Raw genomic sequence first — 20209 nt, forward strand, 5'->3', positions numbered from 1 at the left:
GTGGACACCCTGTTCGTCAACGGCTCGGTCTTCGACGGCCGTCGCCACCGGCCGGGCCTGGCGGTGGGCGTCCGGGCGGGCCGGATCGCCGCGGTCGCCGCGGACCTGAGTGAGCTCCGTGGTCCGCGGACTGAGGTGGTCGACCTGGCGGGCGGTCTGGTGCTGCCGGGCTTCGTGGACGCACACATCCACCCGGTGCAGGGCGGCCTCGAACGGGCCCGCTGCGACCTCTCGCCGGCGTCGGGGTTGGCGGCGTACCTGGAGAAGATCGCGAGGTACGCCGGGGAGCACCCGGAGCTGCCGTGGATCGTCGGTGGTGGCTGGCACCAGCCCCACTTCCCCGGCGGCGTACCGGCGGCGGCCGACCTGGACGCGGTGGTCGCCGACCGGCCGGTGTTCCTGGTGAACGCGGACCACCACGGAGCCTGGGCCAACTCACGGGCGCTCGAACTGGCCGGCGTCGACACTCGAACCCCGGATCCACCGGACGGACGGATCGAGCGTGGGCCGGACGGCGCGCCGACCGGGACACTGCACGAGGGAGCGATGGATCTCGTCGGCCGGCTCGTCCCGCCGACGACCCAGGCCGAGCTGGTCGCCGCGCTGATCGACGCGCAAGCGTATCTGCACTCGCTGGGCATCACCGGCTGGCAGGACGCCATCCTCGGCGACTACGCGAACATCGGCGACGCGACTCCGGCGTACGTCGAACTCGCCCGGGACGGGCGGCTGACCGCGCGGGTGGTCGGGGCCCTGTGGTGGCAGCGCGACCGCGGTGCCGATCAGATCCCGGAGCTCGTCGTACGACGGGACGCCCTGCGCTACCCGCGATTCCGGGCCGGCACCGTGAAGATCATGCAGGACGGTGTAGCCGAGAACTTCACCGCCGGAATGCTCGAGCCCTACTTCGACGGCTGTGGATGCCGCACCGCCAACGCGGGGCTCTCCTTCGTGGACCCGGTCGCCTTGGAACGACATGTCACGCGGCTCGACGCCGAAGGGTTCCAGGTGCATGTGCATGCCATCGGAGACCGGGCCGTTCGGGAGGCGCTGGATGCGTTCGAGGCTGCGCTGAAGGAGAACGGTGACAGCGACCTGCGGCACCACATCGCTCATCTGCAGGTGATTCATCCCGACGACCTCGGCCGGTTCGCCGAGCTCGGAGTCGCCGCGAACCTGCAGGCGCTGTGGGCCGTGTACGAGCCGCAGATGGTCGACCTGACGATTCCGTTCCTCGGCCAGGAGCGCACCGGTTGGCAGTACCCGTTCGGGGCGCTGGCCCGGTCGGGTGCGCGGCTCGCGGCCGGCTCGGACTGGCCGGTGTCGAGTCCGGACCCGCTGGCCGCCGTACATGTTGCTGTGAACCGAATGGCGCCGGGCGACCGAGATGCCTTCCTTCCTGAGCAAGCGCTGGATCTGGCCACCGCGCTGGCGGCCTACACGTCGGGGAGTGCGTGGCTGAACCACGAGGACGAGACCGGGCGGATCGAGGTCGGGGCGCTCGCGGACCTGGCCGTCCTCGATCGGGACCCGTTCACCGGACCGCCGGAAGCGATCGCGGATGCACGAGTGCGGGCCACCTATGTCGAAGGCGAATGCGTCTTCGGCGATCAAACGACGAGATAGGACTGTCATGGCTGAGCTGCAGACCCTCACCAACTTCGTGGCCGGCAAGCCGGTGGGTGCGCTGAGCGGAGCGACGTACGACGTGATCGCGCCGGCGACCGGGGAGGTCTACGCGCGGGCGCCGTTGTCCAATGCCGAGGACGTCGACCAGGCGATGACCGCGGCCGCGCGGGCGTTCGATGCCTGGCGTGACAGCACCCCGGCCGAGCGACAGCTGGCACTGCTGAGGATCGCCGACGCGCTGGAGCGGCGGGCCGACGAGTTCGTCGAGGTGGAGAGCCGGAACACCGGGAAGCCGCTGGCTCTGACCGCGAGCGACGAGGTGCCGCCGTGTGTAGACCAGTTGCGGTTCTTCGCCGGTGCGGCCCGGGTGCTGGAAGGGCGGTCGGCGGGCGAGTACCTGGCCGGCCACACGTCGTGGATCCGGCGCGAACCGATCGGCGTCGTCGGTCAGGTGACGCCGTGGAACTATCCGCTGATGATGGCGATCTGGAAGATCGCACCTGCCCTTGCCGCCGGCAACACAGTGGTGCTCAAGCCGAGCGACACCACCCCGGCGTCAACGGTGCTGCTCGCCGAACTGTGCAACGAGTTCCTGCCGCCGGGTGTGCTCAACGTCGTTTGCGGTGACCGGGACACCGGCCGTGCACTCGTCGACCACGAGATCCCGCGGCTGGTCGCCATCACCGGTTCGGTCCGGGCCGGGATGGAGGTGGCGTCGGCCGCCGCCCGGCAGCTCAAGCGCACCCACCTCGAGCTCGGCGGCAAGGCGCCCGTGGTGGTCTTCGACGACGCCGACCTGGAGAAGGCGGCGGAGGCGATCGCCGACGCGGGGTACTTCAACGCCGGCCAGGACTGCACCGCGGCAACCCGCGTGCTGGCCGGCCCGCGCATCCACGACGACTTCGTCGACGCGATCACAGAGCGGGCCAAGGCCACCAGGACCGGACAGCCCGACGACCCGGACGTTGTGTACGGCGCTCTCAACAACGCCGATCAGTTGCACCGGGTGAACGGATACATCGACCGCCTCCCGGACCACGCGACGCTGCGGACCGGTGGTTCCGCCGTTGGTGACCGAGGATTCTTCTACGCGCCGACCGTGGTCTCCGGGCTGCGCCAGGACGACGAGGCGATCCAGCAGGAGATCTTCGGACCGGTCATCACGGTGCAGCAGTTCAGCGACGAGGACGAGGCGTTGCGGTGGGCCAACGGAGTCGAGTACGGCCTGGCCTCATCGGTCTTCACCCGCGACCACGGCCGGGCGCTGCGGATGGCGCGCCGTCTCGACTTCGGCTGCGTCTGGATCAACACCCACATCCCGATCGTGGCGGAGATGCCCCACGGTGGGTTCAATCACTCCGGCCACGGCAAGGATCTGTCCATGTACGGCCTCGAGGACTACACCCGCATCAAGCACGTCATGTCGAACATCGAGGCGTAGGTGGTCTAGGGCACGTCGTCGCGTCGCTTTACGTACCGCGGCCGGGGCGCAAGAGTAGGCCCGACAACAAGTCCCGACTCCTCCTGGAATCACTTGCATGAGCAGCATCGCCATTGACGGTGGGCAGTCTGCCCTGAGGCTTCGCGTTGTGCCCGGTGGACGGGTGGGAACGGGGCCTGGCTATGTGCACGGTCCTACCAGCTCAGAGCACCTGCTGGGTGCGATCCGCACGGCTGCGGACGCGGCAGGGTTTGCTGAGCCTGCGGAGGTTGTTGCGCTCGGGCTAACCGGGTTCCCGCCGGTGCGTGAAGTTGCAGAGGAGCTTGCCGCGCGGATCGCCGAGTTGCTGGACGCCGACGAGGTGCGGCTGAGTCAGGACATGGTCACTGCCCACGCGGGCGCACTGGCCGACGGGTACGGCGTGGTGGTTGCTGCTGGCACCGGACTGGTCTGCCTGGCCGTCGACCGTGACGGCTCCTGGCACAAGGTCGACGGGCACGGGTACCTGTTCGGGGACGCGGGCAGCGCGTTCGCGATCGGTCGCGCCGGGCTGGTCGCCGTACAGCGGGCTCGGGACGGGCGTGGTCCGGCGACCAAGCTTGCGGAGACCACTCTGGAGCCGGTGACGCTCTACAAGTCGGCCACGCTGGTGGACGACGTCGCACGGTTCGCTCCGGAGGTACTGCGCTGTGCCACCGAAGGTGACCCGGTTGCGGCGGACCTCGTCGTACGGGCTGCTCAGGACATCGCCGAAACGATCGATGCGGCTGTGGCGACGCTTGCGGGCCGGAGTGCTGTCCCGGTCGCGTGTGTAGGCGGCCTGTTTGCCGGCGCCGGTGAACAGCTACTCGGTCCGGTCCGTGCAGCCGTGTCACCCCGAGCCCAGCTCGTCGCAGCCGCCGGCACCTCCCTCGATGGCGCTGAGCGCTTGGCGACCAGCCCACCCGGGCCGTACGCCGACTTGATCATCACCCACCGCCGATCGTGACTTTGCTGCCGCCCGGCAGCCTGGTCGTGTCCTGCCAGTCGATCCCCGGGGACCCGTTCGACTCCGCCGAACTGATGGCTTTGATGGCGCGAGCCGCCGAGTTGGGCGGAGCGGGTGCGATCCGCGCGAACGGAGCTGAGCATGTCGCCGCGATCCGGGCAGTGACGGCCCTGCCGATCATCGGTATCAACAAGCTGGGCGACCCGTCCGGTGTGTTCATCACCCCGACTTTCGAGTCCGCCGTCGACGTCGTCGGGGCCGGCGCCGACCTGATCGCGCTGGACGGCACGCTCCGGCCGCGCCCGGACGGTCAGTCGCTGCGCCGTCAGATCGAGCGGATCCACCAGGAGCTCGGTGTACCAATTCTGGCCGACGTGGACTCCGTGGACGCGGGCCTCGCCGCCCGCGACGCCGGTGCCGACTACGTCGCGACCACCCTCTCGGGCTACACCGGTGGCGGTACGCCGACCGGACCTGACGTCGACCTGGTTCGCCGACTCGCCGCCGCGGTGGATTGCCCGGTCGTCGCCGAGGGCAGGATCAGGACGCCCGAACACGTTCGCGCGGTCTGCGACGCCGGTGCCCATGCCGTCGTCGTCGGCTCCGCGATTACCAACCCGACGCACATCACCACCCGGCTGGCGAGCGCGACCTCACCGAATTGGTCTACTCGATCTCGCCCGTGACCGCGCAACACTGGAGGCAGCCCTCGATTCCGCCGGCGCCGGCGGGCTATCTTGACTGGACCGGAAAGTTTTCACCGGCACGACCGCTGGAGCGTGTAAGAAAGTGAGCAAACTCCTCCTGGCCGCGACCTCTCTGGACGTCACGCCACCGCCCGGCTACCGGCTGGACGGCTACGCCGCCCGCACCGGCCCTGCGACCGGAACCGCGGACCCACTGCGCGCAACCCTGATCTGGCTCAGTACAGCGGACGACCCCGGCGTCCTCTGGCTGACCCTCGACGCGATCGCGGTGGGCAAGGACCTCGCCGCCGAACTGTCCGCGGCGGCCGGCTGCGCGGCCGGCATCCCGCCCTCGCGCGTCGTGGTGTCCGCGTCGCACACCCACTCCGGACCGGCCGGGTGGACCGGTGAGATCCATCCGGTCATCCCGGCGGAGCGCGAGCCTGCGCTGTACGAGCCGCTGATCGGAGCGGTCGCCAAGGCCTCGCTGCCGCGCCGTCCGGTCACGGCGTCCTGGCGGTCGATCGAGGTGATCGGCGTCGGCGCCAACCGGCATCGCAAGAACGGCCCGCACGACAACACGGCCGGGATCCTGGCGCTGCACTCGCCGGAAGGCTCGCTGGAAGCGGTGCTGTTCGACTTCGCCTGTCACCCGACGACGTACGGCCCGGAGAACCTGCAGTGGTCCGCCGACTGGCCGGGAGCTGCCCGGGCCGAGTTGGCTCCTGCGGTGGTCGGCTACCTCCAGGGCGCAGCCGGCGATGTGAGTCCACGCTTCACTCGCCGGGGCCGGGGTGCCAGTGAGGTGGCTCGGCTGGGCGGTCTGCTCGCGTCACGGGTCCGTGAGGCGCTGGCCGGCCCCGGACTGGAGCTACCACAGTCAGCACCGGCCATCCGTCGTACGACGATCAACCTCGCGGTCCGGGACATGCCTCCGGCGGAGGAGGCGGCGTCGACTGTTGCGGCCGCGGCGAGCGCGGTCCGCAGCGGTGTGGACGACCCGTCAGGCCGGATCGCGCAGACCCGGCTGGACGGGGCACGAGGCCAGTCGCTGATGGCGGCGGCCTCGTTACCGGACGCGCTGGAGCTGCCGATCAGCGTGGTGACCATGGGCGACGTGTGCTGGGTCAACCTGCCGGTCGAGCTGTTCGCCCTGCACGGCGCCTGTCTGCAGGCCGACAGTACGCATCCGATCACCCGAGTGGTCGGCTACACGGACGGGTACTACGGCTACATCGTCGACCCGTCCGCCGCCGAGTCCGGCGCCTACGAAGCCCTCATCACCTTCTTCGACCAGCCCACCACCAACCGCCTCCTCACCGAGACCGCCGCCTTCATGAACTGCTAGAGCGCGAGCTCTGGTTGCAACTTCTTGGCCGACCAGACGCGCTGGTTGCGGGCGGCCAGGGTGGACGCGGCCAGTGCGGCGAGGAGCCAGGCTGCGAGGACCAGGAGGTCGCGGCCGAGTGATGCGCCGGGTCCGCCGTACATGAGGTGACGTACGCCGTCGATCGCGTAGCTCATCGGGAGTGCGTGGTGGAAGAAGTACAGCGGCTCGGGGATCGTCTGCCACGGGAACGTACCGCCCGCGCTGACCAGCGACGAGTTAGTCGACCACAACGTTGACCGAGTGCAGTCCGGTCGAGCCGTTCGGAGCCGGTGGCGCGGACGCCTCGATCTGTGGGTTGCCCTTGGCATCGAACGCCCGTACCTGCAGGACATGGTTGCCGCGCGGAGCGTCCCAGGTCCAGTGCCACTGCCGCCAGGTGTCGATCGATGCGTCCGTCGCCAGCGTCGCCTGTTGCCATGGACCACCGTCGACCCGCACCTCGACCTTCGACACCCCGACGTGCTGGTCCCACGCGACCCCGGCCACGGTCGCCTGGCCCGCGGTCACCTTCTTGCCGAACGGTACGTCGATCCGCGACGACAACTTGATCGGCCCGAGCTCCGACCAGCCGCGCGGCGTCCAGTACGCATCGAACTGGTCGAACCGCGTCACCTCGATATCCGTCAGCCACTTCGTCGCCGACACATACCCATACAGCCCTGGTACGACGATCCGCACCGGGAACCCGTGTTCGACCGGCAGCGGCTGACCGTTCATCGCGAACGCGAGCATCGACTGCCGCTCGTCGAGCAGCGTGCTGAGCGGCGTACCGGCGGTGAATCCGTCCTTCGACGTCGACTGGATCGCGTCGGCATCCGTGGACGGGCCGGCTTCGTTGAGGAGGTCCTTGAGCAGTACGCCGGACCACAGCGCGTTGCCGATCAGGTCGCCACCGACCTGGTTGCTGACACATGTGAGGGTGACCCACTTGTGCACGACCTGACGCTTCAGCAGGTCGTCGAAGGTCAACTCGAGTTCGCGCTCGACCATGCCGTGAATGCGCAGCTTCCAGTCCGACGGCAGGATCTGCGGCACCGAGAGAGCGGTGTCGATGCGGTAGAAGTCGTCGTTCGGCGTCACCCATGGCGTCGCGCCGTCGGCCTGGACTCCGGCCGGCGGATCCAGCGTCGGTGGTTTCGGCAGGTCGAGCGCTGCGCGGGCCTCGGCGACCGCGGCGCGATTGCCGCCGACGATCCGTCCTAGTGCGGCGACCGCGGCGGTACCGATGGCGACACCGGCCGACAGCTGCAGGAAGCCCCGGCGGCTGACGCCGTCGTCCGGGTTGTCTATGAGCGGCTCGAGTCGCCGCGAGAAGAGTCTGAGGACGAGCAGGGCCGTGATCCCGGCGACTGCCGACGGGACGAAGCCCGTCTGTCCGCTGTCCGGCCTGGTCGCGGCCGCGGCGACCGCCACTCCGGCCAGTACGACCGTGATCAGCGCGCCGGCCCAATAGCGTCGTACCGCGAGAATCCCGCCGACTGCGGCCAGCACGAGTAGGACGGTCAGGATGCCGACCCGCAGCGCGGTCTTGTCGTTCGTGCCGAACCAGGCGATCGCCAGATCCTTCAGCCACGGCGGCACCCGGTCGATGAACGCGGATCCGATCGCCACGACCGGCGTCTGCCGCGTCCCGAGCAGGCCGGCGACCACACTCCCCGCCGCCAAACCGGCGAACGCGGCCAGCACTCCACCAACAGCACCCCGCCACCAGGTGGCGTCCCACCGCCCGCTCGACCCGCGACCCGCACCATCTCCACCGCGGACGGCGTCGTACCCACGGCCGGCGTCATCGCCGCCGCGCCCCGCTTCGTCCGCAACCCGGCCGTGGATGGCTCCGGGGACCTGATCGGCTTGGTTCACCTCTCAACGATTACGCGGCGGGGCGCCCGACACCAGTCGAGCGCCCCATCCGTTAGTCGCGGGTAATGCGAAATGTTCAGTTGTCGGGTTGATTCAGATCCGGTCGGGCGTGATCGGCCCCAGGTTCGGCCGGCCGTTCGGCCAGCGGCGAGCGTTGTCGCGAACCCGGCGAAGCTTGCCGAGCACGACCTCCCGCTCGTCGGCCAGCTGGGACATCCACAGGCTGTCGATCTCCAGGAGGTGATCCGGCAGTGCTTCGCGCAGCCGCCGCTTCCCCTCCTCGGTGAGGACCGCGAACGAACCGCGGGCATCGTCGGGACAGGGCTCCCGGCGTACCAGACCGAGGTTCTCGGCGCGGTCGACCAGCCGGGTGATGCCGCCGGTGGTGACGGTCAACTCCCGGGCAAGGGACGTAAGACGCTGTTTCTCACCGTGGCTGCGGGCCAGCCGCAGCAACAGTTCGAACATTGCCATTTGCAGACCACTGCGCTTGAGGGAATGACGCATCAGGTGATCGAGTTCGGCTGCTGCTTCACGCAGCAGGCCGTACGCGCTGATCACGTCGCTTTCCCAGGGTTCGGCGGCGCGAGTGGGTTCTGCATCGGCGAGCGCTAGGGGCGAGCAAAGCGAAGGCGCGATGGTCATGCGCGGACTCTATTAGCTGACTAGGTCACTTCGCTACACGGGGTGACCTTTCGGCTACAGATCGACCCTCAAGCGCAAGCAACCCGAGCGTAACCCGGCGCCTCTCCGGCGGTCCTGCCCAGGGCCTGTGGATAACTTCCGCGGCGGTCGGGCGATCTTTGCAAGCCTTGTGCGGTGAGGTTTTCGACCGACGGATCGGGGAGCGCGATGAACGAGAACGAGGACCAGTCACCCTTCGGCCGCGGCTTCATCGCCGCCTGCATCGTCATCGGCGCAGTGCTGCTCTGCGGTGCCCTTCTCCTCATCACCGGCCTGACCTCGGGCTCTGCCGACACCTCCGCTGGTACGGCGCAGGTCGCGCAAGCCCGCGAACCGGCCCAGACCACTTCGACTGCTCAGCCAGCGATCCCGGCCGTCGAGTCCGGCGCCGGTCGATCCAGCTGCGCTCTTCCCGCCGGCGACCAGACCATCCCCACCGAGCCGCCGTCCGTCGACGGCTGGGATGTCAGCCGCCGGGTCGTCGTACCCCGCTCAACGACCAACGGCCCAGCCACGACCGACCCCGACGGATTCCGCCACTGCTTCGCCCATTCCCCCAGCGGTGCCGTCTTCGCCGCCTACAACGTCGTCGCAGCCTTGGCCGACCAGCGCCAGGCCATCCCCACCGTCCGGAAGCTCATGCTCCCCGGCCCGAACACCGACGCCCTCATCCGCGAGCTACGCAAGGAAGAGCCGTCAACCAGGTCCGCCGTCATCCAATTGGCCGGCTACCGAGTCCTCGACGCCGACCAGGACCGAGCCACCATCATGCTCGCCCTCCCGGTCGAGTCGGCGTACATGAGCATCACCCTGACCCTCGCCTGGCACCACGACGACTGGCACCTCCAACCACCCCCGCCCGGCGAGCCCGTGGGCACCCCCTTCGCCCAACACCGCGATCTCAACGACTTCGTTGCTTGGAGTGGTGTCTGATGTGTATCCCGACGGATTTCGCCTGCCACGTCAGCGACGGCTTCGATGCAGTGGCCACGAATGCCCTCAAGGAGTTGAGCGCCAGCATCGGCCAGGCCGCGATGGAGGGGATCAATGCCATCGCGACGTACTGGATCAAGGAGCCCAGCCCGACTCTGGTGGCCGATGCCGGTGGGTCTGCTCGGCAGAACAGCGAGATGGTGGACTTCCTGCAGAGCAACGTCCTGTGGATCTCCGGGGTCGTCTTCACCATCGCCGTGCTGATCGCGGGTATGCGGCTGGCTTGGGAGCAGCGAGCCCAACCACTTCAGGACCTGCTGAAGGCGGTGCTGGTGTTCGTCGTTGCGAGCGCGGCCGGTACGGCGACCATGCAACTGCTGGTCGAATGGTCGGACGAGCTTTCGCTGCACATCGTGAGATCGGCGCATCCCGACGACAAGACTTTGGCCACCGCGCTCGGTGAGCTGGTGATGCAAGGCAGCCTCGGGATGGCGTCCGGCGACCACGTTGCGAGTCTCATCATGATGTTCGCGGGCGTGGCGGTGATCATGGCGGCCCTGATCCAGGTCGTCCTGATGGTGATCCGTTCGGCGATGCTGATTCTGCTGGCGGGGACGTTCCCGCTCGCCGCCGCGGCGACCAACACCGAGATGGGCAAGACCTGGTTCAAGAAGTACTGCGGCTGGGCGTTGGCATTCATCGCGTACAAACCGGCCGCCGCCCTGATCTACGCGGCCGCGATCAAGATGAACGAGCTGGGAGTCGGCCAGTCCACCAACAGCTTCGTGCAGACCACGACCGGTCTGATGATGCTGTTCCTCGCGATCTTCGCCCTGCCGGCGCTGCTGCGGTTCATGGTCCCGGTGACCGCGGCGGTCGCTGGTGGCAGCGCGGGAATGGGTAGTTCGGTCGCGGACCCGGGCGGGATTGCCACCGGTGCCATCAACGTAGGGCGTTCGTCCCTCGGTCTTGGGTCTCGCGGCTCGGGTGGCGGCGGCGGTGCTTCGGGCGGCGGTGCGGCAGGTGGAGGCGGCGGGGCGTCGGGTGCTGTCGGGGTCGGAGCTGTCGCCAGCGCGGGCCTCGTCGCCGCGGGGGCAGCCGTCAACGGAGCCCGGAAGGTTGCCGGTGGGGTGGCCGGGGCCGCGGCTCACTCTGCCGGCGAATCAGGAGGTGGCTCGATCACCCCGACCTCGTCGTTCGGCCCGATATCTCGTGGCGGCTCCCGTGCACGTCCGCCACGATCTCAGTCCACCGCCGCTGGGCAGGAACGCATCCCCGAACCAGCCGGGCCCAGCGGCAGCCGATAGTCGGTCGCTTACCTCGCGACCGGCTGTGGCGAAAAGCGTTGTCGGTGGGGTGGGACAGGATGACAGCATGGCGGCTATGGGGCTGGAGCGGATCGCGTTGATCTCGGACGTTCATGGGAACTTGACCGCGCTCGAGGCGGTGCTGGCGGATATCGAGAGGCGCGGGATCGAGCGGATCTTCAACCTCGGCGACTACGTCGGCAAAGGCCCGCGCGGTCAGGAGGTGGTGGATCGGTGCCAGGAGCTGTGTGAGGTGAACATCCTCGGCAACTGGGACGACTTCCTGCCGAACCCGGATCGCGAGTACGACACCGAAGCGCTGCGCTGGTGGAAGAAGGAACTGCGCGAGGACCAGTGGACCTGGTTGCGCGAGCTCCCGTTCTGCCACGACTTCCTGTTCAGCGGCCGGCAGATCCGCCTGTTCCACGCGTCGTCGACGAGCGTGCACCGGCGCGTGCGCTTCGACCACGACGAGGCCGAGTACGTCGAGCTGTTCGCGAACACCGAGGCCACCGGCGACGGCCCGATCCCGACCGTGGTCGGGTACGCCGACACACACGACCCGTTCTACGAGGTCGACCTCGGCCGCACGCTGTTCAACATCGGCTCGGTCGGCAACAGTCTGGACGACCCGACCCCGGTGTACGTGATCCTCGAAGGCGTCCCGGACTCACCCGACCCGGCGCCGTTCTCGATCCAGTTCGTCCGCATCCCGTACGACGCCCACGCCGAGCTCGCGATCGCCCGCGAACTCGGTATGCCCGAACTCGACGGCTACGAAGCCGAAATCATCCACGGCCTCTACCGAGGCAACCTCTACGCCAACGAACCCCACACCTACCACCGCAAGTCCTGAAACCTCTGGCGACGCCAAGGTGAACAAACCGCTCGTCCGAAGGGGCCGCAGGCAACTATCCCCAGGTTGTCCACAGCTGTGGATTTCCGTCGACGGAGGTCCCTGCGGCGGATTGGGTGCCTATAGCAACGACTGGCTAGTCGACCAGGAGGGCTTCGGAACCGACGGGTTTGTAGCCGGCGGCCAGGAACGTGCGGAAGGACGCGGCGTTGCCGGGCGTGACCTGTGCCCAGATGTGCGCGTCCGGCGGGATCAGTGCGCGGGCGGCCCGGGCGAGGCGGCGGCCGTGGCCCTTGCCTCGGGAGTCGTCGGGTACTTCGATCGCGCACTCGATGCGATCCGCCAACCCTCTTCCGGTGAGCACCAGGCCGCCGTACTCGTCGACGTACACCCGGACGTCGTTGCGATACCGCCACGCTCGTTCGACGCGTGGGTGGTCGTGGTCGGTGAGTTCGGTGAGGCCGGCGGTCGCCGCGTCGCGTTCGCCCGGATCGGTCAGTGCCGACGCGAGCAGCATCGCGTCGATCGCGTTCACCCGTCGGCCGGTGGCGTCTTCCAGAGCCGAAAGGAACGGCGGGTTCGTGGGGGCGGAGAGGTCGCCGGGCGGAACCCGTTCGGCGACCCAGGCCGGGTCGACGTCCGCGGCGATCACGATGTGCCCGGTGAGGGCGACCACGCAGGCCTCGCGCGGGGACGGTGCCGGTACGAGGGTGATGCCGAGGTCCGGGGCGGGGAAGACCCCGCGTTCGATCCCGCGCAGAATGTCAGCCAGAGTTGTCATCAGAGCCATTGTGGAGGAGACCCCTAACCAGGCTCGATCACGGACGCGACGGAGGCGACATACATGCGGAAGCCGCAACTGGTGGGGACCGACGGGCTGCCCGACCGGGTCACGATCTACGAGGTCGGACCGCGCGACGGGTTGCAGAACGAGTCGGCGATCGTCGACGTCGCGGTCAAGGCGGAGTTCATCCACCGGCTGGTCGAGGCCGGATTGACGACGGTCGAGACGACGAGTTTCGTCCACCCGAAATGGGTACCGCAGCTCGCCGACGCTGCCGAGCTCCTCGCCGCGCTCGACCTTTCGGACGCCGTCCGCGCGCCTGTCCTGGTCCCGAACGAACGCGGCCTCGATCGCGCTCTGGCCGCGAACGTCCGTGAGATCGCGATCTTCGCCAGTGCGACCGAGACGTTCGCCGCGAAGAACCTCAACTCCACGCTGGACGAGCAGTTCGCGATGTTCACCCCGACGATCCAGCGGGCGCTGGGCGAAGGACTGACGGTGCGCGGGTACGTCTCGATGTGTTACGGCGACCCGTGGGAAGGCGACGTACCGATCGACCAGGTGGTCAAGGTCGGCGCGCGCCTGGTCGACCTCGGGTGCCACGAACTCTCCCTCGGCGACACGATCGGCGTCGCGACACCAGGCCAGGTGACGGCGTTGATCGCCGCCTTCGCCGCCGCCGGAGTCGGTGTGGACAAACTGGCCGTCCACTTCCACGACACCTACGGCCAGGCACTCGCCAACACCCTCACCGCCCTCCGCGAAGGCGTCACCACCGTCGACAGCTCGGCCGGCGGCCTCGGCGGTTGCCCGTACGCCGAGAGTGCCACCGGCAACCTCGCCACCGAAGACCTCGTCTGGCAACTCGACGGCCTAGGTATCCAAACCGGCGTAGACCTGGAGAAGTTGGTCGCCACCAGCGTCTGGATGGCAGGTCAACTGGACAAGCCCTCCGCCAGCCGAGTAGTCCAAGCCCTCGCCGGCTGACCCACCTGCGCCGCCGCACCCCACCCCGCCGCCCCGACCCCTGCCCGTCCGCGCCTCCGCCGCCCTCTGGTGGGCCGACCACCAGTGGCAGGCCGTCGTACGAGTGCGCGATCTCGAACTGTCGGCAGCGGCGGGGTCGGTCGGCTACCGTCGGAGAACTGGGCCGGGGGTGTGTCGAGCGTCGAAGTCGTGTTCTGTTGCGTGGTCCTCGCACAGTCCGCCTCGCCTCTCCCTCCGCGTCACCTGTACGCCGAACGGAGTGGAATCATGACCGACCTGATCGTTCTCGGATTCCCGAACCGCGACCTGGCGAAAGAGGCCCTGCGCCGGACCACCGAACTGGAATCCCAAGGCGCCCTCGAACTCGGTGGCGCCGCGGTGGCCTACCGACGCGACGACGGCGAGATCGAACTCATCCAGCCGCTCCGGCTGACAGCCGCCGGAGCCGTCGCCGGTGCGGCCAGCGGCGGTCTGATCGGGCTGATGCTGCTCGTCCCGCTGCTCTCGGCCGCGGTCGGCGCGGCCGCCGGCGCCGTTGGTGGAAAGGTCTCGGCCGGCATCCTCAACGCCAAGTTCGTCCGCGACCTCAGAGCAACCCTGACCCCCGGCCATGCGGCACTCCTGCTGGTGATCAGAAACGTCGTCGACGGCGACAAGGCCGTCGACCAACTCAAATCCCTGACACCGCAGATCCTCCGCACCACCTGGACGGACGAAGACGAACGTCGCCTCATCGCCGCCCTCGCCGAGCACCCCGACGACCCGGCAACCCCCTGACGCTGATCCGCCTGACCGTGCCCGGGCCGACCCAACCCGGCTCGCCAGTGCCCCCCGCTGCAGGTGGCTCACGGCTGCCCCTGCAACTCACTACCCACGCGGTTGGGTCAGGCGTTGGCGGGGTCGAGCGTGCGGCGGGTGAGCGGGAGGCGCTCCCGGGTCTCTTGGGTGGCGGGCGTTTCGATGAACAGGAGGAGGTCGGGATAGGCAGGGACGGCCAGCTCGGTGACGGTGAAGTGGAGCTCGCCGGCGATCGGGTGGCGGATGTGCCGCGGGCGTGGCGTGCAGGCGGCGACCTCGTGGCGCGACCAGAGCTGGGTGAACTCAGGGCTGAGCTTGCACAGTCGCTCGAGGTCGGTTTCCCAGTCGGGGTCGCCGAGGTGTTCGCCGTACGCCGATCGCAGCCGCGCGACCAGATACGGCACTTCCTCGTCGTAGTTGAGTAGCTGCTGTCGGGCGCGAGGCTCGGTGATCAGGCACCAGAGCAGGTTCTTGTGGACGCAGGGCAGCGTGTGCCAGTCGTGGAACAGGTCGCTGAAGGCTTGGTTCGGCTGGACGATGTCGAACCTGGTGTTCGTGATGACCGCAGGCAGCGGATCGAGTGCGGTGAGGATCTCGGTGAAGACGAGCTCGTTCGCGCACACGTTCGCGCGGGGCAGGCGCGCCGGTGTCGCCTCGGCCAGCCGGTACAGGTGTTCGCGCTCGATCGAGCTGAGCCGCAGCGTGGTCGCGACGGCATCGAGAACCTGGCCGCTGGCGTTGATCGGCCGGCCCTGCTCGAGCCAGGTGTACCAGGTGACGCCGACGCCCGCGAGCTGGGCGAGCTCCTCGCGACGCAGACCCGGCGTACGACGTCGTCCGCCGGACGGCAGGCCGACTTCCTCGGGGGACACCCGGGCGCGCCGCGCCTTCAGGAACTCCCCGAGCTCAGCCCGGCGATCACTCACGAACCCCATCCTGACGGCCGCCACCGACAGTTTCCGACGTCTAGCGGGACTCAGGTGGACCGGACGGAGTGCGCCACGTGGCTCGCACCACCATGACGTCGTACGGCGGCCTCGGAAGTGTGCGTCGTACCCGCGATCACGGCTCGATGGGGCGGCGGATGCGGCGGATGAGGCTCTTGTCGGCGTACTCGCCGATCCGGTACGTCACCCAGCCATCCACTCCGGCGCCGACCGCACCGCCGAGGAGCGGGATGCGACGGGTGACAGTGAGGGCCATCCGCTTGCCGCTGATTCGCGCGATCAGCTCCCCGACCACCTCGCCGGCGACCAGGCGGTCCAGCTCCGGATCGAAGACCGGCGCGGTCGCGATCGCGATCGGTGATGTCGGCAGGCTCGACTTCCTGAGCCGATCGTCGACGCCCTCCTCACCGAGCATGCAGGTGATCACCGCGGTGCGGACGCGCGGATCGTCCAGGTCGTACCCGCGCAGGTGCGCGATCGCGGCGACCATCCGCGCCTGGACGATCGCGAGGCCGGTCAGGTTCGCGGGCAGCGCGACCGGGAGCGTGACGAGTCCGCCGATGCTGGTGACGAACCCCTGGAGGCCGGCCAGCCGGATGTGCTGGTCGATCACCGCGTCGATCGCCAGCTGAGCGTCGCCGGACGACTTGGCCAGCTTCGACTCGGCGACCTGCTCGGCGCCGGGAAACCGTTGGTACCCGTCGATCGCGATCTCGAGGACCTGACGCAATACACCCGCCGCGGCCTGCGGGGCGAATCGCTGCGCGGCGGGCGCGAGACTGCTCGCGACGAACCTGGCTACTCCGGCCACGGTGCTCCTTCCCGCCCTCCCGCGTCGGAGCTGGGCGTGCTTCAACTCTACGTGGCTCCCGGAACAGCGCCACTCGGGAGAAACCCCTGGTGTCCCCGGACTCGCGCCGCCGCGGGTACGGCGGAAGTCGGGTGGGCCGTCGTACTGCGTGAACGGGTGTGGTCCAGGATGGTGGTGTGCCTGTCGAGCCAGCTGCTTCTGTGTGGGACTTTCCGCCGGTGGCGGTTGCCGGGGCGAGTGACATCGTCGCGGGCGGGGCGGATCTACAGCCGGGGACCGTGCTGGCGGCGTACCGGCGTGGGCTCTTCCCGATGCCCGACCACCGCGGTTCGCTGCTCTGGTGGTCGCCGGTCGATCGCGGTGTGATCGAGGTGGCCGGCTACCGCCCGTCGCGGTCGGTGCGGCGGGCGCGGAGCAAGTTCGAGATCCGGGTGAACACCGCCTTCGACCAGGTCATCCGTGCCTGCGCCGACCCGCGTCGTCCCGGCTCCTGGATCGACCGGGGCATCATCGCGTCGTACACCGAGCTCCACCGGCTCGGCTGGGTGCACTCCGTCGAGGCCTGGGACGGCGACGAACTCGCGGGCGGTCTGTACGGCGTCGCGATCGGCGGGCTGTTCGCCGGCGAGTCGATGTTCCACCACAAGACGGACGGCTCGAAGGCGGCGGTCGCCGGCCTGATCGAGCTACTGGACGACGATTACGCCGCCGAACGCGTTCTCGACATCCAATGGGTCACCGACCACCTGGCCACCCTCGGCGCCGTCACCATCCCCCGCGACACCTACGTCCACCGCGTACAACACGCCGTGACCCTGCCGCTCCCAAAGGCCTTCAGCGGAGGCCTATGAAGGCGGCCATCTGCTTGGAGGCTTCGGCGAAGAAGTCGTCGGCCGGGTCCATCGTGCCGACCAGTTGGCCGAAGAGCTCGAAGCTGATCATCCCGAACAGCTGAGTCCACACGATCGCAACCCGCAGCAACACCCTCCGCGGTACGCCGGGCGCCAACGCCGCCAGCACGTCGACCTGCTCAGCCAGCCGGCCGGTGGGCTCAGGAGCGTTGTCCAGCCGCGCGAGCCAGCCCAAGGTCTGGGCCCGGGTGACGATTCCCAGCATGAGGATCGGCACCCGGCTCGCGGGCTCCACAGTCGTCTGTGGCGCCTTGTACCCAGTGACCGGCGACCCATAGATCAGCGCGTACTCATGTGGATGCGCCCGAGCCCACTCCCGTACGGCGAGACACACGGCCAGCCAGATATCCGCCGGATGTGCGTCGTCCTTGGCGGCGGCTGTTGACTCGGCAGCGGCTCCGAGAGCGTCGTACGCGTCGATGATCAGGGCCGTCAGCAGGTCGTCACGGCTCGGGAAGTACCGGTACAGCGCCGAGGACACCATGCCTAGCTCCCGGGAGATCGCCCGGAGCGAGAGCCGCTCGGCGCCCTCGATCGCCAGCTGCCGCCGGGCGGCCATCTTGATCTGGTCGGTCAGCTCGGCCCGGGCTCTCTCACGTGCGGTGCGTCCGGCGTTCATAGCGGCAGTCTGCCACAAAACCGAGAGCAGTGCTCTTGACAGTGAGCACTGCTTCCGTGTTCACTGATCACAACAGAGAGCACCGCTCTCGCAAACGATGAAGGGTACGACGATGCCGGAGTACAAGCAGACCTACGACAGCAAGCGCGTGATCACCGCCGCCGACGGCAGCATGCGGGTCTTCAACCGGATCGTCGCCCGCTTGACCAAGCTCGGCATCAGCCTGATGGGCAGCCGCGTCCTCTCCGTCCGCGGCCGCAAGACCGGCGACTGGCGCAGCACCCCGGTCAACCTCCTGGTTCTCGACGGCCAGCGCTACCTGGTCGCCCCGCGCGGCCACACCCAGTGGGTCCGCAACCTCCGCGCGAACCCCGAGGGCCGCCTCCAACTCGGCCGCACCATCGAGACCTTCCGCGCCGAAGAAATCGCCGACGCCGACAAGACGGACGTCCTCCGCCTCTACCTGAAGAAGTGGTCCTGGGAAGTAGGCACCTTCTTCAGCGGCGACGTCACCAAGAACTCCCCCGAAGAAACCCTCCACCACATAGCCCCCGGCGTCCCCGTCTTCAAAATCCACCCCGCCTGACCAACCCGTCGCCGATCAATCGTCATCAGTGGCGGAGGCCAACTCGGCCTCCAACTCAGCAACGCTCGGAAGAGCGGACTGGAACTCCTCGGGTAGCGAGTTGTTGATCGCCATGGTCCAGTCCGCGACGCCGATCGGTGCCTTGAAGCCCCGCAGCGCGTACTCGGCAACGACCTCCTTCTTGTTCTGGCAGAGCAGTAGCCCGATGGTCGGCTTGTCGCCGGCCTTCGCGAGCACGTCGTCGACCACCGCCATGTAGAGACCGAGCTGGCCCAGGAACGCGGCATTGAATTTCACCGCCTTCAGTTCGATGACGACGTAGCACCGGAGCTCGAGGTGGAAGATCCATCTCCAGCCCGTGCAGGTTTGCAGGCCGACGACCTGCGAAGACGTCCGCCGGCAGAGTGTCTGCCACGTTCATGACGAGGTCTGACAGCTTGGATGGTGTGCGGCATCGGGGCACACGCGGCGGGGTAGCCTGCGGAGATGACTTCACCGGGTGACTACACGGCGACGCTTCCCCGAAAACGCATGGGCGCGGGGGTCTTGTTCACGGACGCGGATGGGCGGGCGTTGCTCGTTGAGCCTGTGTACAAGGACTACTGGGAGATCGTGGGCGGGTGCGTTGAGGAGAACGAGGCGCCACGAACGGCCGCGGTGCGCGAGGTGAAAGAGGAGCTGGGCAAGGCGGTCTCTCTAGGGCGGTTGCTGGTGGTGGATTGGGTGCCGCCGCGGCCGGACCGCACCGAGGGAGTCATGTTTGTGTATGACGGCGGCACGCTCGATGAGCAGGGTACGGCCGATATCCACCTACCGCCGGACGAACTGTCTCGCTGGGCATGGTGTGACCGCGAGCAGATCGAGCAGCGGATGTCGTCGCTGCTGGCCCGGCGTGTGACTGCCGCGCTGCGGGCCAAGGTCGAAGGCAAGGTGTTCGATCTGGAGAACGGCTTTCAGGTGCTGTGATTCATACCTGCGACGCGCTCCCGCTCGTGGAAGCACGCCGTCGTGATGTTAGTCAGGCTGCGGTGCCGTAGTGGTCGGCGGTCGCGGCGCCGGCCCGGGGTGGCGCACCGGTGGCCCAGATCGCCGCCGCGCGTGCTGACTTCCGCGCGACCCGCTTCAGCCAGCTCGCCCGCCGCTTACCAAAGCTGCTCGCCCAGGCTGTCGCCTGCCGTGAGGCTGCCGCCCTCACTGAGGCTTCACAGGCCGCCGATCGGCTGGCGCAAACCTATAACTTGGCCACGCAACTGCTGGTCAAGTTGCACGACAACGGGATGGCGTGGGCAACCGCGGACCGTGCCGTTCAGGCAGCCAGTAGCGGCAACGACCCGATGGTGCTTGCCGACGCACGCCGCCTCGCGGCCACCGTGATGCGGCGTACCCAGCACCGCGACGGCGCACAGCGGCTCATGCTCGACGCCGCTCGTCAACTACACACCGACGGCGGACTCGCCGACACCGCAGCAGCCGCCGTATACGGGCAGCTACTCGCCGCAGCCTCCTACACTGCAGCCCTGCGCGACGACCGGGACAGCGCCTGGACACTGCTGGAAGAAGCGGAGAACGCCGCACGCCGCATTGGCACTGTGAAGAATGACCGGTTCGACATGCTCGAACTGGCCGTCTACAAGATCAGTGTGTCGCGGGTTCTCGGCGACTTCGGCGCCGCCGTCGACTACGCGCGCTTGGTCGACCCGGCCCGAATTCCGTCGCCCGAGCGTCGCGCCCGCTACTGGGAAGACACTGCCCTCGCGCTGCATGGCCGCGGTCGCCCACAGGCAGCATTCCAGGCGCTCGTCGCGGCCGATCGCGACACCCCACAGGAAGTCCGATACCGCCCGTGGGCGCAGAAACTCACCCGCGATCTGCTGTCCAGCGCCCGCCACAACGACCTCCCCGGGATGCGCGACTTCGCCGCCCGCGTCGGCGCACTTTGAACCAGCCCCTGATTTTGAACAGGACACCTGCCCAGGAGCTTCGGGTACCAGT

The 20209-nt window shown here is 68.6% G+C and carries 22 protein-coding genes; 14 read left to right on the plus strand and 8 right to left on the minus strand.

The window, feature by feature from the left end; all coding sequences use genetic code 11:
* From EV652_RS25145 to EV652_RS25165, 5 genes are all read left to right on the plus strand, one after another.
* Complete coding sequence (locus EV652_RS25145; RefSeq protein WP_132211656.1) at positions 1-1626, plus strand: amidohydrolase; 1626 nt, start codon at positions 1-3, stop codon at positions 1624-1626.
* A gap of 7 nt (positions 1627-1633) precedes the next feature.
* Positions 1634-3070: a gamma-aminobutyraldehyde dehydrogenase gene (locus tag EV652_RS25150; RefSeq protein WP_132211657.1), complete on the plus strand. Its 1437-nt coding sequence runs from the start codon at positions 1634-1636 to the stop codon at positions 3068-3070.
* A gap of 97 nt (positions 3071-3167) precedes the next feature.
* On the plus strand, positions 3168-4058 hold the full coding sequence (locus tag EV652_RS25155; protein WP_132211658.1) for an N-acetylglucosamine kinase: 891 nt from the start codon (positions 3168-3170) through the stop codon (positions 4056-4058).
* Positions 4055-4744 carry an N-acetylmannosamine-6-phosphate 2-epimerase gene (locus EV652_RS25160; RefSeq protein WP_132211659.1) on the plus strand — a complete coding sequence of 230 codons (690 nt, stop codon included), beginning with the start codon at positions 4055-4057 and terminating at the stop codon, positions 4742-4744. Before EV652_RS25155 ends, EV652_RS25160 begins: the two co-directional genes overlap by 4 nt.
* A gap of 103 nt (positions 4745-4847) precedes the next feature.
* Positions 4848-6092 carry a hypothetical protein gene (locus EV652_RS25165; RefSeq protein WP_132211660.1) on the plus strand — a complete coding sequence of 415 codons (1245 nt, stop codon included), beginning with the start codon at positions 4848-4850 and terminating at the stop codon, positions 6090-6092.
* On the opposite strand, the gene EV652_RS25170 is transcribed toward EV652_RS25165, so the two are convergent.
* From EV652_RS25170 to EV652_RS25180, 3 genes are all read right to left on the minus strand, one after another.
* Positions 6089-6364 (minus strand): ABC-2 transporter permease, encoded by a 276-nt coding sequence (locus EV652_RS25170; RefSeq protein WP_199238385.1) that lies wholly within the window; start codon positions 6362-6364, stop codon positions 6089-6091. The genes EV652_RS25165 and EV652_RS25170 overlap by 4 nt on opposite strands.
* On the minus strand, positions 6351-7994 hold the full coding sequence (locus tag EV652_RS25175) for a molybdopterin-dependent oxidoreductase (RefSeq protein WP_242001983.1): 1644 nt from the start codon (positions 7992-7994) through the stop codon (positions 6351-6353). The genes EV652_RS25170 and EV652_RS25175 overlap by 14 nt, the downstream gene beginning before the upstream one ends.
* 93 nt (positions 7995-8087) lie before the next feature.
* On the minus strand, positions 8088-8639 hold the full coding sequence (locus EV652_RS25180; protein WP_242001984.1) for a MarR family winged helix-turn-helix transcriptional regulator: 552 nt from the start codon (positions 8637-8639) through the stop codon (positions 8088-8090).
* A gap of 207 nt (positions 8640-8846) precedes the next feature.
* Here EV652_RS25180 and EV652_RS25185 point away from each other — a divergent pair, with 207 nt between their 5' ends.
* The 3 genes from EV652_RS25185 to EV652_RS25195 all read left to right on the plus strand — a co-directional run bounded on the left by EV652_RS25185 (position 8847) and on the right by EV652_RS25195 (position 11774).
* On the plus strand, positions 8847-9611 hold the full coding sequence (locus tag EV652_RS25185; protein ID WP_132211661.1) for a DUF8175 domain-containg protein: 765 nt from the start codon (positions 8847-8849) through the stop codon (positions 9609-9611).
* Positions 9611-10918, plus strand: coding sequence for a TrbL/VirB6 family protein (locus EV652_RS25190; protein WP_132211662.1), 1308 nt, complete (start codon positions 9611-9613; stop codon positions 10916-10918). Before EV652_RS25185 ends, EV652_RS25190 begins: the two co-directional genes overlap by 1 nt.
* Before the next feature lie 67 nt (positions 10919-10985).
* Positions 10986-11774 (plus strand): metallophosphoesterase family protein, encoded by a 789-nt coding sequence (locus tag EV652_RS25195; protein WP_242001985.1) that lies wholly within the window; start codon positions 10986-10988, stop codon positions 11772-11774.
* A 136-nt stretch (positions 11775-11910) separates the two neighbouring features.
* On the opposite strand, the gene EV652_RS25200 is transcribed toward EV652_RS25195, so the two are convergent.
* Complete coding sequence (locus tag EV652_RS25200; RefSeq protein ID WP_132211663.1) at positions 11911-12555, minus strand: GNAT family N-acetyltransferase; 645 nt, start codon at positions 12553-12555, stop codon at positions 11911-11913.
* Positions 12556-12618: 63 nt separating this feature from the next.
* Here EV652_RS25200 and EV652_RS25205 point away from each other — a divergent pair, with 63 nt between their 5' ends.
* Both EV652_RS25205 and EV652_RS25210 read left to right on the plus strand, forming a co-directional pair.
* Positions 12619-13545 (plus strand): hydroxymethylglutaryl-CoA lyase, encoded by a 927-nt coding sequence (locus EV652_RS25205; protein ID WP_132211664.1) that lies wholly within the window; start codon positions 12619-12621, stop codon positions 13543-13545.
* A gap of 267 nt (positions 13546-13812) precedes the next feature.
* Complete coding sequence (locus EV652_RS25210) at positions 13813-14322, plus strand: DUF1269 domain-containing protein (RefSeq protein ID WP_132211665.1); 510 nt, start codon at positions 13813-13815, stop codon at positions 14320-14322.
* Positions 14323-14429: 107 nt separating this feature from the next.
* Here the strand turns inward: EV652_RS25210 and EV652_RS25215 are convergent, their stop codons facing one another.
* Together EV652_RS25215 and EV652_RS25220 are read right to left on the minus strand one after the other, a co-directional pair.
* Entirely contained in the window at positions 14430-15269 is an 840-nt protein-coding gene (locus EV652_RS25215) for a helix-turn-helix transcriptional regulator (RefSeq protein ID WP_199238386.1), read from the minus strand.
* Positions 15270-15405: 136 nt separating this feature from the next.
* Positions 15406-16101 carry an EcsC family protein gene (locus tag EV652_RS25220; protein ID WP_132211666.1) on the minus strand — a complete coding sequence of 232 codons (696 nt, stop codon included), beginning with the start codon at positions 16099-16101 and terminating at the stop codon, positions 15406-15408.
* Positions 16102-16277: 176 nt separating this feature from the next.
* Here EV652_RS25220 and aat point away from each other — a divergent pair, with 176 nt between their 5' ends.
* Positions 16278-16952 (plus strand): leucyl/phenylalanyl-tRNA--protein transferase, encoded by a 675-nt coding sequence (gene aat / locus EV652_RS25225; RefSeq protein WP_132211667.1) that lies wholly within the window; start codon positions 16278-16280, stop codon positions 16950-16952.
* Here the strand turns inward: aat and EV652_RS25230 are convergent.
* Entirely contained in the window at positions 16936-17631 is a 696-nt protein-coding gene (locus EV652_RS25230; RefSeq protein ID WP_132211668.1) for a TetR/AcrR family transcriptional regulator, read from the minus strand. The genes aat and EV652_RS25230 overlap by 17 nt on opposite strands.
* A gap of 112 nt (positions 17632-17743) precedes the next feature.
* Here EV652_RS25230 and EV652_RS25235 point away from each other — a divergent pair, with 112 nt between their 5' ends.
* Positions 17744-18217: a nitroreductase family deazaflavin-dependent oxidoreductase gene (locus EV652_RS25235; RefSeq protein ID WP_199238387.1), complete on the plus strand. Its 474-nt coding sequence runs from the start codon at positions 17744-17746 to the stop codon at positions 18215-18217.
* A gap of 15 nt (positions 18218-18232) precedes the next feature.
* Here the strand turns inward: EV652_RS25235 and EV652_RS25240 are convergent, their stop codons facing one another.
* A complete protein-coding gene (locus tag EV652_RS25240) occupies positions 18233-18589 on the minus strand; it encodes a PDDEXK nuclease domain-containing protein (RefSeq protein WP_132211669.1) in 357 nt (118 codons plus the stop codon).
* Positions 18590-18703: 114 nt separating this feature from the next.
* Here EV652_RS25240 and EV652_RS25245 point away from each other — a divergent pair, with 114 nt between their 5' ends.
* Both EV652_RS25245 and EV652_RS25250 read left to right on the plus strand, forming a co-directional pair.
* Positions 18704-19183 (plus strand): NUDIX domain-containing protein, encoded by a 480-nt coding sequence (locus EV652_RS25245; RefSeq protein WP_242001987.1) that lies wholly within the window; start codon positions 18704-18706, stop codon positions 19181-19183.
* A gap of 110 nt (positions 19184-19293) precedes the next feature.
* On the plus strand, positions 19294-20157 hold the full coding sequence (locus tag EV652_RS25250; protein WP_199238388.1) for a hypothetical protein: 864 nt from the start codon (positions 19294-19296) through the stop codon (positions 20155-20157).
* The last annotated feature ends 52 nt before the right edge of the window (positions 20158-20209 follow it).

It is taken from the genome of Kribbella steppae, from assembly GCF_004342025.1.
In the GTDB taxonomy this organism is placed as follows: domain Bacteria; phylum Actinomycetota; class Actinomycetes; order Propionibacteriales; family Kribbellaceae; genus Kribbella; species Kribbella steppae.

Coding starts and splice junctions, on each gene's coding strand:
- EV652_RS25185 (WP_132211661.1), top strand. CDS start 8,847: ATGAACGAGAACGAGGACCAGTCACCCTTCGGCCGCGGCTTCATCGCC.
- EV652_RS25150 (WP_132211657.1), top strand. CDS start 1,634: ATGGCTGAGCTGCAGACCCTCACCAACTTCGTGGCCGGCAAGCCGGTG.
- EV652_RS25245 (WP_242001987.1), top strand. CDS start 18,704: ATGACTTCACCGGGTGACTACACGGCGACGCTTCCCCGAAAACGCATG.
- EV652_RS25210 (WP_132211665.1), top strand. CDS start 13,813: ATGACCGACCTGATCGTTCTCGGATTCCCGAACCGCGACCTGGCGAAA.
- EV652_RS25230 (WP_132211668.1), bottom strand. CDS start 17,631: ATGAACGCCGGACGCACCGCACGTGAGAGAGCCCGGGCCGAGCTGACC.
- EV652_RS25180 (WP_242001984.1), bottom strand. CDS start 8,639: ATGACCATCGCGCCTTCGCTTTGCTCGCCCCTAGCGCTCGCCGATGCA.
- EV652_RS25155 (WP_132211658.1), top strand. CDS start 3,168: ATGAGCAGCATCGCCATTGACGGTGGGCAGTCTGCCCTGAGGCTTCGC.
- EV652_RS25195 (WP_242001985.1), top strand. CDS start 10,986: ATGGCGGCTATGGGGCTGGAGCGGATCGCGTTGATCTCGGACGTTCAT.
- EV652_RS25235 (WP_199238387.1), top strand. CDS start 17,744: ATGCCGGAGTACAAGCAGACCTACGACAGCAAGCGCGTGATCACCGCC.
- EV652_RS25190 (WP_132211662.1), top strand. CDS start 9,611: ATGTGTATCCCGACGGATTTCGCCTGCCACGTCAGCGACGGCTTCGAT.
- EV652_RS25200 (WP_132211663.1), bottom strand. CDS start 12,555: ATGACAACTCTGGCTGACATTCTGCGCGGGATCGAACGCGGGGTCTTC.
- EV652_RS25205 (WP_132211664.1), top strand. CDS start 12,619: ATGCGGAAGCCGCAACTGGTGGGGACCGACGGGCTGCCCGACCGGGTC.